Annotated in this window: 12 protein-coding genes; 6 read left to right on the plus strand and 6 right to left on the minus strand. The window is 61.7% G+C overall.

From position 1 onward, the window contains the following. Window positions 1-72: 72 nt before the first annotated feature. From FG13_RS06815 to FG13_RS06830, 4 genes are all read right to left on the minus strand, one after another. Entirely contained in the window at window positions 73-795 is a 723-nt protein-coding gene (locus FG13_RS06815) for an ABC transporter ATP-binding protein (protein ID WP_035819577.1), read from the minus strand. A 10-nt stretch (window positions 796-805) separates the two neighbouring features. Next, entirely contained in the window at window positions 806-2749 is a 1944-nt protein-coding gene (locus FG13_RS06820) for a branched-chain amino acid ABC transporter ATP-binding protein/permease (RefSeq protein ID WP_035819579.1), read from the minus strand. A 7-nt stretch (window positions 2750-2756) separates the two neighbouring features. Continuing rightward, window positions 2757-3647, minus strand: coding sequence for a branched-chain amino acid ABC transporter permease (locus FG13_RS06825; RefSeq protein ID WP_035819581.1), 891 nt, complete (start codon window positions 3645-3647; stop codon window positions 2757-2759). Window positions 3648-3732: 85 nt separating this feature from the next. Then, entirely contained in the window at window positions 3733-4890 is a 1158-nt protein-coding gene (locus FG13_RS06830) for an ABC transporter substrate-binding protein (protein ID WP_035819582.1), read from the minus strand. Window positions 4891-5270: 380 nt separating this feature from the next. On the opposite strand from FG13_RS06830, the gene FG13_RS06835 reads away from it, so the two are divergent. Both FG13_RS06835 and FG13_RS06840 read left to right on the plus strand, forming a co-directional pair. Next, window positions 5271-6155 (plus strand): hypothetical protein, encoded by an 885-nt coding sequence (locus FG13_RS06835; RefSeq protein WP_152598704.1) that lies wholly within the window; start codon window positions 5271-5273, stop codon window positions 6153-6155. Window positions 6156-6164: 9 nt separating this feature from the next. After that, window positions 6165-6635 carry a hypothetical protein gene (locus FG13_RS06840; protein WP_035819586.1) on the plus strand — a complete coding sequence of 157 codons (471 nt, stop codon included), beginning with the start codon at window positions 6165-6167 and terminating at the stop codon, window positions 6633-6635. On the opposite strand, the gene FG13_RS06845 is transcribed toward FG13_RS06840, so the two are convergent. Both FG13_RS06845 and FG13_RS06850 read right to left on the minus strand, forming a co-directional pair. Continuing rightward, window positions 6589-7080: a tetratricopeptide repeat protein gene (locus FG13_RS06845; protein ID WP_051958675.1), complete on the minus strand. Its 492-nt coding sequence runs from the start codon at window positions 7078-7080 to the stop codon at window positions 6589-6591. The genes FG13_RS06840 and FG13_RS06845 overlap by 47 nt on opposite strands. Further along, window positions 7077-9110: a bifunctional 2',3'-cyclic-nucleotide 2'-phosphodiesterase/3'-nucleotidase gene (locus FG13_RS06850; RefSeq protein WP_035827527.1), complete on the minus strand. Its 2034-nt coding sequence runs from the start codon at window positions 9108-9110 to the stop codon at window positions 7077-7079. The genes FG13_RS06845 and FG13_RS06850 overlap by 4 nt, the downstream gene beginning before the upstream one ends. Between FG13_RS06850 and FG13_RS30625 the strand changes: the two genes are divergently transcribed. The 4 genes from FG13_RS30625 (at window position 9109) to lysS (ending at window position 12669) form a co-directional block, all read left to right on the plus strand. Then, window positions 9109-9396, plus strand: a complete 288-nt coding sequence (locus tag FG13_RS30625; RefSeq protein WP_200880419.1) for a hypothetical protein — start codon at window positions 9109-9111, stop codon at window positions 9394-9396. The two genes, FG13_RS06850 and FG13_RS30625, sit on opposite strands and share 2 nt — an antisense overlap. After that, window positions 9313-10417 (plus strand): peptide chain release factor 2 gene (gene prfB / locus FG13_RS06865; RefSeq protein ID WP_138829122.1). Its coding sequence is split into 2 segments (ribosomal slippage): window positions 9313-9393 and window positions 9395-10417, totalling 1104 coding nucleotides; the frame shifts between segments, so codons are not numbered across the junction. Before FG13_RS30625 ends, prfB begins: the two co-directional genes overlap by 84 nt. 2 nt (window positions 10418-10419) lie before the next feature. Next, a complete protein-coding gene (locus tag FG13_RS06870) occupies window positions 10420-11121 on the plus strand; it encodes an HAD family hydrolase (protein ID WP_035819590.1) in 702 nt (233 codons plus the stop codon). 18 nt (window positions 11122-11139) lie between these two features. Continuing rightward, complete coding sequence (gene lysS / locus FG13_RS06875) at window positions 11140-12669, plus strand: lysine--tRNA ligase (protein ID WP_035819592.1); 1530 nt, start codon at window positions 11140-11142, stop codon at window positions 12667-12669. Window positions 12670-12713 lie beyond the last annotated feature (44 nt).

Below are 12713 nucleotides of genomic sequence, written 5' to 3' on the forward strand. Positions count from 1 at the left end.
GCAGCATAAGCCTTTTGCAAGAAAAATCGCGCCCTGCAGGCGCAGGGATCCCATTGCCGCATCATTGCCGCATTAATGCCCGCCGCCCAGATACGCCGCGATCACCTTCGGATCATTTTTCAGGCTTTCCGCCGGCCCATGCACGGAAATGCTGCCGTTTTCCAGCACGTAGCCGTAATCGGCCACGTTCAGGGCGGCGGCGGCGAACTGCTCGACCAGCAGCATGGTCACGCCTTCGGCCTTCAAGCGCGTGATGATGCGGAAGACCTCCTCCACCAATATCGGCGCCAGACCCATCGACGGTTCGTCCAGCAGGATCACTTCCGGGTTCAGCATCACGGCGCGGGCCATGGCCAGCATTTGCTGCTCGCCGCCCGAGAGCGTTCCGGCCAGCTGGTCGCGCCGCTCCTTCAGGCGGGGGAACAGCTCCAGGGCCTTGTCCAGGTCGCCCTTGATGTCGCCTTTCGGGCGCGCCCGCGTAAAGCGGGGGAAGGCGCCCAGCAGCAGGTTGTCCGTCACCGACATCGAGGCAAACACCCTCCTGCCTTCCGGCGAATGGGCCAGGCCGGCGCGGGCGATGCGGTGCGAATCGAGGCCCGTGACGTCCTTGCCTCCCAGGGTGACGGTGCCGGATTTCGGTTTCAGCATGCCGGAAATGGCGCGCATGGTGGTGGTCTTGCCGGCGCCGTTCGAGCCGATCAGGGTCACCAGCTTGCCTTTCGGGACGTCGAGCGAAATGCCGTGCAGGACTTCGACTTTGCCGTAGGCGGCGTGCAGATTGCTAATGGTCAGCATGGTCTTCCTCTCAGTGCGCCGCTGGCGCCAGGGTTTCGGCGCTGCCGCCCAGGTAGGCTTCGATCACTTTCGGGTCGCTCTGGATCAGCGCGGGTGCGCCCTCGGCGATCTTCTGGCCGAAGTCCAGCACCGTCACCACGTCCGACAAGGCCATCACCACGTCCATGTGGTGCTCGATCAGGATGATGGTGATGCCATGCTCGCGGATCTTGCGGATGATGGCCATCAGTTCCTTGATGTCGGGCGCCGTCAGGCCCGCCGCCGGCTCGTCGAGCAGCAGCAAACGCGGGTTGAGGCCCAGCGCGCGGCCGATTTCCAGCAGCCGCTGCTTGCCATACGGCAGATTGCGCGCCTCTTCGTTGGCCAGGTCCGCCAGGCCGACGAATTCGAGGATGCTGGCGGCCCGCTCGCGCGCGGCCGCCTCTTCGCGCTTGTAACGCGGGGTGTGCAGCATCACGTCCAGCACATTCGACTTGAAGGTATTGTGCAAGCCCACCAGCACGTTTTCCGTCGCCGTCATCTCGCCGAACAGCTGCACGTTCTGGAAGGTGCGCGCCACGCCGCCCAGCGCGATCTCGGACGGCGTGCGGCCGGAGATCACGGCGCCGGCAAATTCCACCTTGCCCGCCGTCGGCTTGTAGATCCCCGTGAGCACGTTCATCATCGTGCTCTTGCCCGAGCCATTCGGCCCGATCAAGCCGTGCACGGAGCCTTGCGTGACGTTCAAGTCCACCTGGTTCAGCGCCTTCAGGCCGCCGAACTGCATCAGGGCCTGCTCCACGCGCAGCAGGGTCGCGCCCTGCTGCCCACCCTGGGCGTGGTCGAACGGCGCCACGCCGTGCGAAGCGACGGCTTGCACATGGCGCCGGCCCTTGCCGATAAAGCTCATCAAAAAGCCGACGATGCCGTCCTGCAGGTAGTACACGACGAACAGGGTCATCAAACCGAAGATGGTCAGACGCCAGTCGACCATGTTTTCCAGCTTGTACGAATACGCGGCCAGGCCGATGGTGGCCACCAGGGGCACGAGCACGCCGCGCACGGTGGAGCGTTTCTTCGCCAGCATGAAGGCGGAGCCGATCACACCCAGCACGGCGGCGGCCACGGCGATCTTGCGGAACAATTCGATGTCCGACAAGAGGCTGGGCAGCATGACGACGATCATGGCGCCGATCAGCGCGCCGGAACGCGTCTTGCGCCCGCCCATGATGACGGCCAGCAGGAACAGGATCGTCAGCTCGAAGTTGTAGGTATTGGGCGAAATATACTCTTCCGAATACGCGTACAGGCTGCCGGCCAGGCCCGCGAAACCGGCGCTGATGACGAAGGCATAGACTTTATAGCGGTACACGGACACGCCCATGCAGTCCGAGGCGATGGGGCTGTCGCGCAAGGCTTCGAACGCGCGGCCCAAGTTCGACTTCAGGATGCGGTGCACCACCACCAGCGAGATCACCAGCAGCGCGGCGACCATGTAGTAGTACTCCACTTCCGTCAGTTTGTGGCCGAACAGGACGGGCTTGTGGATCTTGATGCCCATCGGCCCTTCCGTCAGGAAGCTCATTTCATTGATCAGGATTTGCACGATGGTGCCGAAGGCCAGGGTCACCATGGCCAGGTAGGGGCCCGTCACGCGCAGGGCCGGCAAGGCCAGGATGGCGCCAAACACGGCCGCGCCCAGGATGCTGGCGGGGATGGCCAGCCAGAACGACAGGCCCAGCTTGAACACCAGCACGCCCGTGACGTAGGAGCCGATGCCGAACAGGCCCGCGTGGCCCAGCGACACCTGCCCCGTGTAGCCGACGACGATATCGAGGCCGAACAGCAGGATGGCGTAGATCAGGATGGTCTCGGCCAGGTGGATGTAATACGGGTTCGGAATGACGATGGGGAACAGCGCAAGCGCGGCCAGTCCCGCCGCGCTCAGCGCCAGCATGGTGATTTTCTTGTTCATGTCGTCCTCAGACTTTCTTGATCGCGGCTTTGCCGAACAGGCCGGACGGCTTGATGGCCAGCACCAGCAGCAACAGCAGCAGACCTGGCACTTCCTTGTAGCCGGTGGAGATGTAATAGCCGGTGGTCGTTTCCGCGATGCCGAGTATCAGCCCGCCGACGATGGCGCCCACGCCCGACGTCAGGCCGCCGATGATGGCCACCGCAAAGGCTTTCAAGCCCAGCGAGGCACCCATAGTGGCCCCCGTCAGTGTCAGCGGCGCCACCAACACACCCGCAAAGGCGGCCGTGGCCGACGACAGCGCGTAGGAAAACGTGATGACCATGCCCGTATTGATGCCCATCAGACCGGCCGCGTCGCGGTCGTTGGCTGTCGCCACGACGGCCTTGCCGTAGATCGATTTGCGGTTGAACACTTCGACGGCCAGCATGATGGCCAGCGCACCGACGATGACGGCCACCTGCATCTGCTGCACATTGGCGCCAAACACCTGAAACGGCGCGGCAGACAGCGGCGACGGGAACATCAGGTCGTCCTTGCCCCAGATATTTTCCGCCACATTTTTAAAAATGATGGCCAGCGCGATGGTCGACATGATCCAGCCGAATTCGGACTTGATCTTGATGGCGGGCCGCACGCCTATCCATTCGACGAACACGCCCTGCAGGGCGCCGAAGACGATGACGATGGGGATCATCAGCAGATAGCTCATGTACGGACCGCCGTGAATGGTGCCCACCAGGGAAAGGCCCACGAGCGCGCCCAGCATCAGGGATTCGCCCTGGCCGAAATTGAGGGTGCCGGAAGTGGCAAAGGTCAGCTGGTAGCCGAAAGCGATGACGGCATAGATCATGCCCAGCGCGACGCCGCTGAAGACGAGCTGCAGGAAGATTTCCATGGTATTCCCCGGAAGACGAACGATGAAAAAATGGCCAGTCCTGATTCCTCAAGGCTGGCCACTGCGCGGCGACTGTCTGCCAGGCTTATTTCGCGAGGACGACTTTGCCGTCCTTGACCTCACCGAAGACCGTCAGGTCGGCCGTGATCGCCTCATGGTTGGTTTTGCTGAATGGCTTGTTATACGTGGTGACGGCGCCTTCCACCTTCTCGTTCAGGTTTTCCAGCGCGGCGCGCACTTTCGGGCCATCCGTGCCGCCCGCCTGCGTGATGGCCGCGGCCAGCAGGTAGATGGAATCGTAGCCTTGCGCGGCCGAGACGGCCGATGGCATGCGTCCGCCCGATGGCTTGTAGGCGGCCACGTAGGCGTCGATGAAGGCCTTGCGCTTCGGCGTGCTGGCATCCTGGATGAATGTTTGCGGCATGCGCGTGCCATTGCCGTTCTTGCCCGCGTTGTCGATGAAGTTACCCATGGCCAGGGTCCAGCTGCCGATCAGCGGCACTTTCCAGCCCAGTTTTTCCATGCCGTTGGCGATCTGCGCCAGTTCCGGGCCGATGCCGTAGGTCAGCACGACTTCCGCGCCCGCCTGCTTGGCTTTCAGCAGCTGGGCCGTCATGTCGACGTCCTTGATGTTGTATTTTTCCACGACGACGGGCTTGATGCCCTTCTTGTCGAGCGCCTTTTCCAGGTCTTCGCGGCCCAGCTGGCCATAGTTGGTGGAGTCGGCCAGGATCGCCACTTTCTTGAACTTGCGGTTCTCGATCGCCTCATGCACGATCATGCCGGACTGGATGGTGTCATTGGCCGCATTGCGGAAGACGTAGTTTTCCGGCTGGTCGGCGAATTGCTTGGTGACGATGGAACCCGTCGCCACATTGTTCATGACAGGAATTTTCGCTTCCTGGTAGAAGCGCTGCGACGCGAGGGCCACGCCCGTGTTGATGTAGCCGACGGTGGCGGCGACCTTTTCCTTGTTGATCAGCTCCTGGGCGATCTGCACGCCGCGTTCATTCTTCGCTTCGTCGTCGCGCTCGATCAGCAGCAGGGAGCGGCCCAGCACGCCACCCTTGGCATTGATTTCCGCGACGGCCAGCTTGACGCCGTCGCGCATCGACACGCCCATCGGCGCGGAACCGCCCGTGAACGGTCCGGACACGCCGATCTTGATGGGGTCGGCTGCGACCGCCGCCTGCGAGAAACCCAAAACCAAACTTGCCACGAGCAATTTCTGTTTCAAATTCATTGTCATCTCCTCTGATACAACGTTTTTAATGCCACTTATTTTTATAGTCGTACGCTGGATAACCGCCCCATCGATAAATCATTGTAGGTGAGTAAACATGCACCAGCAACAACTACATATGACGCGTCGCAACATAGAAAAAACAACATTTCCGCCGAAATCTTGTCAGTATTTTGTAAGGAAATTATGCAGCAAAACCGAAATGACTTGACCGCCGAGGAGAAAGGCGGGTGCCAATTTCCGCTGAAGCACGCACCACCTCGCCTGCTTGATCTACCGCAAAGCCGAACCCTCGTCGACTGCTAAGGTGAGATGTGCCCCGGCATCCGCATGGGCCTCTCCTGCACCACCACCTGCCCGGAGGCATTATGGCGCTACCAATGACAAGATCGTTCACCGTTTCCCTCGCTGCACTACTGCTCAGTATGCTCAGCGGTTGCGCCAGCTTCAAATCCGTCGACAGCTTTGCGCAGACGGGCCAGCAAATGACCGCCGCCTTCCCACCCATCGCCAACGCCACCGTGGATAGCTGCATGAACAATGAGCTGCGCAGGAACCTGATTTCCACCGATGGCTTCGACCCTGCAGCCGCCGAGCAGCAGGCCAGGCGCGGCTGTGACAAAATCGCCAATTCGAATCAGAAAATACTGCTGCTGAACAGTGTCCTGGCGCGCTACGCGCAAGCCCTGCAAGATCTGAGCGACAGCAAGGTGGCCGACTACCACGATCAGTTTTCCGGCCTCGGCGACGCTCTGGGCAGCATTCCTGTTCCCGGCAGCGGTACGCCGCTGCTCGACCCGGGGCAGGTAAGCATCGTCATGAAACTGAGCGAACAACTGAGCCGTTTGCTGACGCAGAACATACAGAAATCAGCCATCAATGAACTACTCGCCCAGCAAGAGGCAATCGGCATCATCACCAATGCGCTCAATACCTATGTGCAGGCGGCGTACCGCGACAGGATCGCGATCGAACGGCGCGACAGCAGCGTCTTGCACATGGCCCTGCATGAAACGGCACGTGCCGAGCCGCTGGCAACGAATTACGTCAGGGTCCGGCTGTATCGTGACGAGAAGCAACTGGGCGAACGCGCGAAAATTCCTGATAGCTATGCCAGGGCCGTCAAGGCCTTCCAGGAAAGCCTCGACAGCCTTCGCAAATCGCGCGACGACAGCGCGCAACTGCAACAGCAATTGAAGGATTTCTCCCTGCGCGTCGATGAACTGAAACTCCAGGTGGCCTTCCTTGCACCTGCAACTTGGTAGGAGGACATTATGGCAACGATCAACAAACAGGCCACCTTGAAAGCATTCGAAATCGCCAATAACCTGTCCGAGATTTCCACCTTGCTGCTGGCGTGGAGGATCAAGGGGCGCAGGACACTGAGCCCTCAGCAAAAAGAGGAACTGAAAGAGCTCGAAGACCACCTCAATGAACTGGTGGCCAGTTTCCAGGCGCACGGCATCGACATGATCGCAGATGGCGCACAAGAGGCCGCCAGGCAGGCCGACCAGGCAATCGATATCGCCAATGCGGCGCTGGAAAAAATAAAAGACGTCAAGCATGCGATTGACGTCGCTGCCGCTGTCGTCAGTGTTGCAGCGACCTTGCTGTCAAAAGACGTGCTGGGTGTGGTGGATGCAACGAAAGACCTTCAGGCATTGCTCAAGGCCAGGGAGGAATCGAAAAACGACGGCATCAAGGCTCCTGTCCCCGGTGCCCCATCGCATGCTCAGCCATCCTGATCAGCAGCGTTGACTGCGCATCGCTGCGCGCATAGCCCATTGCCCCTTCTTTCGTGGCGATGGCTTTTTGCATCAAGGCCTCAGGGTGCTCCCGCTCGCAGGCAGCGTCAAGCCAGTAACGCGCCCTGGCTTCGTCGCTCTCCAGCAGCATGTTCGCCACGATGAACATGGCCGGCGCCACGCCCCGTTGCGCGGCCAGTTCCAGCCAGCGCAGCGCGGCGGCGCCATCCTGCGGGCCGCCCATGCCATTCTTGAACATCAAGCCCAGGTAATACGCGGCCGGACCGCTGCCCTGCCCCGCAGCCTGTTCGAACAGGGCGCGCGCCTGCGGCTGGGACGCTTCTCCCGCGCGCATCAGGACCTTGGCCCGGGACGTGACATCGGGCGCCGCCGCTGCCACGGGCGAAGCCAGCGCGGCGGCCAGCAGCAAGTTGGCCAGCATCATTTCGACAGATCGAGCTGGTACAGCGCAAAGCCCTTGCCCGCGCCATCGTCAAGCTTCAGCTGCGTGACGTTGTCGATGCCGGCCGCTTTGGCCAGGTCGATCACGTTCGGCGCCGAATGGAAGACCACGGGCCCTTTCGTGGCCACTCTGGCAAAGCGCCAGCTGCGCGCCGAGCCGTTTTTCGCGCGCGTCAGGTTCTTTTCCTTGGTCACGTAGGTGATCAGGAGTTCGCGGTTGTTGTCGGGCGAGGCCACCACCGTCTTGCTGCCGTCGAGGCCAGGGAAGTTGCCGCCGCCGCTGGCGCGGTAGTTATTCGTCGCGATCAAAAATTCCTGGCTGGCGTCTACCGGTTTCCCCTTGTACGTCAAGCCCTTGATGCGCTGGCCGGGCTTTTGCGTGACGTCGATCTGGTAGCGCACGTCGGCGCTCGTGATCGCGTCGAAGTTGTAGCTCGGGTGGGCCGTGTTGACCAGTTCCTGCGCTTCGGCCTTGTTCGGGTCGATGGTGTTGAAGCGCTGCGCCGACTGCTCCAGCCAGGCTTTCAGGTCCGCGCCATTCATCTTCACGCCGTACAGCGCGTTCGGATACAAATACAGATCGGCCGCGTTATTGAGCGCCACATTGCCCGCCTTGACATCCGTGTAGTCGGACACGCCGGCCGAACCGCTCTTGAACGGCGACGACATCGACAGCACGGGCAAGTGCGCAAACTGCGGCAGGTTTGCCTTCACGTAGGCGGCCAGGTAGCCCGCCTGCGCCTGGTTCACCACCTCGATGGCGCTCACGTCGCCCACGTCGGCGAAATACGTCGACATGCGGAAGTCCGTCGCGCCCACGGGCGTCTGCACGTAGGCAATCGTCGCCGCGTGCTCCTCGGCCACCAGTCTGGCGATGGCAGGATCGGGCTGGACGTAACTCTTGTCCGCATTCTGGATGCCGCGCGCTTCCACCGTCGTGGCGCTGTTGTCGACCACCCACTGCTTGCCGTCGTGGCGCAGGCGCAAACCGATCACGCCCAGGTGCTTGCCCCACAAATTGGCCATCACGGTGGGCACGCCATTGACCAAGCCCTTGGCCTTGTCGACGCCGGGCAAATTAAACTGCGGCACCGTGCTGGCCGCGTTCGGGAACAACTGGTGCGAGTGGCCGATCAGCATGGCGTCCACACCAGGCACTTGCGACAGGTAGTAATTACCGTTTTCCATGCTCGGCGAATACGGGCTGTCATCTAAGCCGCCGTGCGAGATCGCCACCACCAGTTCGGCGCCCTTGGCGCGCATCTCGGGGATGAATTTTTCCGCCGTCTCGCGCACGCCCTGCGTGTAGATGCGCCCTTCCAGCCAGCGCTTGTCCCAGGCCATGATGGTCGGCGGCGCAAAGCTGATGATGCCGACCTTCACGGTGGAGGTGATTGCCTTGCCATCGGGGCCGGTGGCCGTGATCTGCTTGGCTATGATGTGGTATGGCGCGAACAGCGGCTTGCCGCTCTTCACGCTGTAGACGTTGGCCAGCACTTGCGGGAACGCGGGGCCGGCGCAGCGCGGCTTGCTGGCGTCGACGCTGTCGACGTCAAAACGGTTGCCCGTCACCTGGCTCAGAAACGCCAGGCCGTAGTTGAATTCATGGTTGCCGATGCCGCCGCCATCGACTTTCAGCAAATTCATCGCCTTGTAGATGGCCAGGGTCTGGTCGCAGGCCAGCGGTTTTACCAATGCCTGGTAGTCGGCCAGCGCCGTGCCCTGGATGGTGTCGCCATTGTCGAGCAAAAGGTTGTTCGGATACTGCGCGCGTGCCTGGGCGATCAGGGCCGCCGTACGTTCCAGGCCGATCGACGGCTCCGCCTGCAGCTTGTAGTAATCATAACTGAGCACATTCGCGTGCAAGTCCGTCGTCTCGAGCAGGGCCAGGGTGGCGCTGCTGCCGGCCGGCGCGGAGGCCAGCGGGTGGACCGGTCCGGTGGCGGCGGGAGGCAAGGCGCCGCAGCCGGCCAGCAGCAGCGGTAACAGGGCAAGACGGGGAGATTGAAGCATGATGTATTCCTGTGGAAAGACAATATCGCCAGCATCATACGCAGCACGCCAGCCATCTTCAAGGCAAAAATATTGTCGCAAATACAGCGAAATCGTCATTTTATTGCCCCGTGCGGCATCGATTCGGCGCCGCCGGCATCAGAAACGCGCCGCGCTCGCGTATAATTCAGGGTTTGATTTCACCATAGAAGACCAGAACATTATGGAAGCCGAACGCATCAATATCATCTCCGCCCTGCTGAACGACCTGACGGTCCGCGAAGCCGAACTTCGGAGGTATCTTTGACTTCACTGTCAAGTCGGAGAAACTAGAGCAAGTCAACGAAGAGCTGGAAGACCCCACCGTCTGGAACGATCCCAAGCGCGCCCAGGACCTTGGTAAAGAGAAGAAGGCGCTGGAAGCCATCGTCTTCACCCTGGCCAAGGCCGATGCCGACCTGCGCGACACCCGCGACCTGTTCGACATGGCCCGCGAAGAAGGCGACGACGATACGCTCGAAGCGATCGAGCAGGACGTGCAGGAAATCCGCAAGGTCATCGAAAGCATGGAATTCCGCAGGATGTTCAACAATCCGATGGACCCGAACAACTGCTTCATCGACATCCAGGCCGGCGCCGGCGGTACGGAAGCCCAGGACTGGGCTTCGATGCTGCTGCGCCAGTACCTGCGCTATTGCGAACGCAAGGGCTTCAAGGTCGAAATCCTCGAACAGTCCGACGGCGAAGTCGCCGGCATCAAGACGGCCACCCTGAAGGTCGAGGGCGATCACGCCTACGGCTTTCTGCGCACGGAAACGGGCGTGCACCGCCTGGTGCGCAAGTCGCCGTTCGACTCGGCCAACGGCCGCCACACCTCGTTTACGTCGCTGTTCGTGTATCCGGAAGTCGACGATTCGATCGAGATCGACGTCAACCCGGCCGATATCCGCGTCGACACCTACCGCGCATCGGGCGCCGGTGGTCAGCACATCAACAAAACCGACTCCGCCGTCCGCATGACCCACGCGCCGACCGGCATCGTGGTGCAGTGCCAGAACGACCGTTCGCAGCACCGCAACCGCGCCGAAGCGATGGAAATGCTGAAAGCGAAACTGTACGAACATGAACTGCGCAAGCGCATGAGCGAACAGCAAAAGCTGGAAGACTCGAAGACGGACGTGGGCTGGGGTCACCAGATCCGCTCCTACGTGCTGGACCAGTCCCGCATCAAGGACTTGCGCACCGGTTTCGAGACGGGCAATACCAAGGGCGTGCTCGATGGCGACATCGACGAGTTCATTTCCGCCTCGCTCAAGCAAGGCGTATAAGGATGAACGCATCCGCTCCGGCATTGGCAAAGCGCGCCTTCCTGTTCGACATGGATGGCACGATCGTCGACAACATGGCCTTCCACACGACATCGTGGCTGGCGTTCTTTGAACGTCACGGCCATGCGCTGGATGCGGACGCCTTTTTCCGCGACACGGCGGGACGGCAGGGACACGAAATCATCGCCAAGTACCTGGGCGAGGATGCCGACCACGTCACCCTGCTGGCTGAAAAGGAAGTCGTCTACCGCGAACTGTATGGCCCGCACCTGGCGACAGTGCTTGGCTTCGACCAGCTGATCGCCAGCGCGCGCCAGGCTGGCGTGGGGCTGGTGGTGGGCACGGCCGCGCCGGCCGAGAACATCGCGTTCACGCTCGATGGCCTGGATCTGCGCCACCGCTTCGATGCCATCGTCGGCGCCGCCGACGTGGAACGGGGCAAGCCGCACCCGGACGTTTTCCTGAAAGGCGCGCTGCTGGCCGGCGCGCTGCCGCACAACTGCATCGTCTTTGAAGACGCGCCCCTGGGCGTGGAAGCGGCGCGCCGTGCCGGCATGCGCGTCGTGGTGCTCACCACCACCCTGCCTGCCGAAGCGTTTGCCGCCTTCGACAACGTCATTGCCATCGCGCCGGATTTCTCCGCACTCGACGTCGACGCACTGTTTGCCAGCGTGGCGCCAGCGCTGGCGCCACATCATCAATAATCACCAACGAAGAACACCATGACTACGGATATCCAAGAACAAGCCGCCGCCCCCGATGAAAACAAGATCATCGCCGAGCGCCGCGTCAAGCTGGCAGCACTGCGCGAACAAGGCATCGCCTTCCCGAACGATTTCCGCCCCGAGCACAAGGCGGCCGATCTGCACGCGCAATACGGCAGCAAGACGCGCGAAGAGCTGGAAGCCGAACCTGTCACCGTGGTGCTGGCCGGCCGCATGATGCTCAAGCGCGAAGCCGGCAAGAAAGCCGCTTTCGCCACCCTGCAAGACGCTTCCGGCCCGAAAGCCGATGGCCGCATCCAGATCTACGCCACGCTTGATCTCACCGGCGAAGCGGCCATGGCCGCGCTGCACCACTATGACCTGGGCGATATCCTGGGCGTGCAAGGCACCTTGTTCAAGACCAAGACGGACGAACTGACCATCAAGGTCACCGAACTGCGTTTGATCACCAAGTCGCTGCGCCCGCTGCCGGACAAATTCCACGGCCTGGCCGACCAGGAAACGAAGTACCGCCAGCGCTACGTCGACCTGATCATGAACGAAGAGACGCGCCGCACCTTCAAGGCGCGTACCGCCGCCATCTCGTCGATCCGCCGCTTCATGGAAAAGAACGAATTCATGGAAGTGGAAACGCCGATGCTGCACACGATCCCCGGTGGCGCGGCGGCCAAGCCATTCGTCACGCACCACAATGCGCTAGACATGGAAATGTATCTGCGTATCGCGCCCGAGCTGTACCTGAAGCGCCTGGTGGTGGGCGGCTTCGATCGCGTGTTCGAGATCAACCGCAACTTCCGCAATGAAGGCGTGTCGATCCGTCACAATCCGGAATTCACGATGATGGAATTCTACGCGGCCTACACCGACTACAAATGGCTGATGGATTTCACGGAAGCCGTCATCCGCCAGGCCGCCATCGACGCGCACGGCACCGCCACCCTGACCTACGGCGGCCGCGAACTGGACCTGGCAAAACCGTTCCACCGCCTGACCATCGTCGAAGCGATCAACAAGTACGCGCCGGGCTACACGCCGGAGCAGTTGAACGATGCGGACTTCATCAAGGAAGAGCTGAAGAAGTTCGGCGTCAAGCCGTTCGCCACGGCCGGCCTGGGCGCGCTGCAACTGGCGCTGTTCGAAGAGACGGCTGAAGCGCAGCTGTGGGAACCGACCTACATCATCGACTACCCGGTCGAAGTGTCGCCACTGGCGCGCGCTTCCGACACGGTGGCCGGCATCACCGAACGTTTTGAATTGTTCATGGTGGGCCGCGAAATCGCCAACGGCTTCTCCGAGTTGAACGATGCGGAAGACCAGTCGGCCCGCTTCCTGGCGCAAGTGGCCGCCAAGGACGCCGGCGATGAAGAGGCGATGTTCTACGACGCCGACTACATCCGCGCGCTGGAATACGGCATGCCGCCAGCCGGTGGCTGCGGCATCGGCATCGACCGCCTGATGATGATCATCACGGATTCGCCGAACATCCGCGACGTCCTGCTGTTCCCTCACCTCCGCCGCGAAGACTAATCACGGACGCAAGCCGATAAAAAGCCGCCTGATTTTGCGATCAG

This window comes from Janthinobacterium sp. RA13, from assembly GCF_000745325.1.
GTDB classification, from domain to species: domain Bacteria; phylum Pseudomonadota; class Gammaproteobacteria; order Burkholderiales; family Burkholderiaceae_D; genus Janthinobacterium; species Janthinobacterium rivuli.

Coding starts and splice junctions, on each gene's coding strand:
- FG13_RS06870 (WP_035819590.1), top strand. CDS start 10,420: ATGAACGCATCCGCTCCGGCATTGGCAAAGCGCGCCTTCCTGTTCGAC.
- FG13_RS06850 (WP_035827527.1), bottom strand. CDS start 9,110: ATGCTTCAATCTCCCCGTCTTGCCCTGTTACCGCTGCTGCTGGCCGGC.
- FG13_RS06845 (WP_051958675.1), bottom strand. CDS start 7,080: ATGATGCTGGCCAACTTGCTGCTGGCCGCCGCGCTGGCTTCGCCCGTG.
- FG13_RS06830 (WP_035819582.1), bottom strand. CDS start 4,890: ATGAATTTGAAACAGAAATTGCTCGTGGCAAGTTTGGTTTTGGGTTTC.
- FG13_RS06835 (WP_152598704.1), top strand. CDS start 5,271: ATGACAAGATCGTTCACCGTTTCCCTCGCTGCACTACTGCTCAGTATG.
- FG13_RS06840 (WP_035819586.1), top strand. CDS start 6,165: ATGGCAACGATCAACAAACAGGCCACCTTGAAAGCATTCGAAATCGCC.
- lysS (WP_035819592.1), top strand. CDS start 11,140: ATGACTACGGATATCCAAGAACAAGCCGCCGCCCCCGATGAAAACAAG.
- FG13_RS06825 (WP_035819581.1), bottom strand. CDS start 3,647: ATGGAAATCTTCCTGCAGCTCGTCTTCAGCGGCGTCGCGCTGGGCATG.
- FG13_RS06815 (WP_035819577.1), bottom strand. CDS start 795: ATGCTGACCATTAGCAATCTGCACGCCGCCTACGGCAAAGTCGAAGTC.
- FG13_RS30625 (WP_200880419.1), top strand. CDS start 9,109: ATGATGTATTCCTGTGGAAAGACAATATCGCCAGCATCATACGCAGCA.
- FG13_RS06820 (WP_035819579.1), bottom strand. CDS start 2,749: ATGAACAAGAAAATCACCATGCTGGCGCTGAGCGCGGCGGGACTGGCC.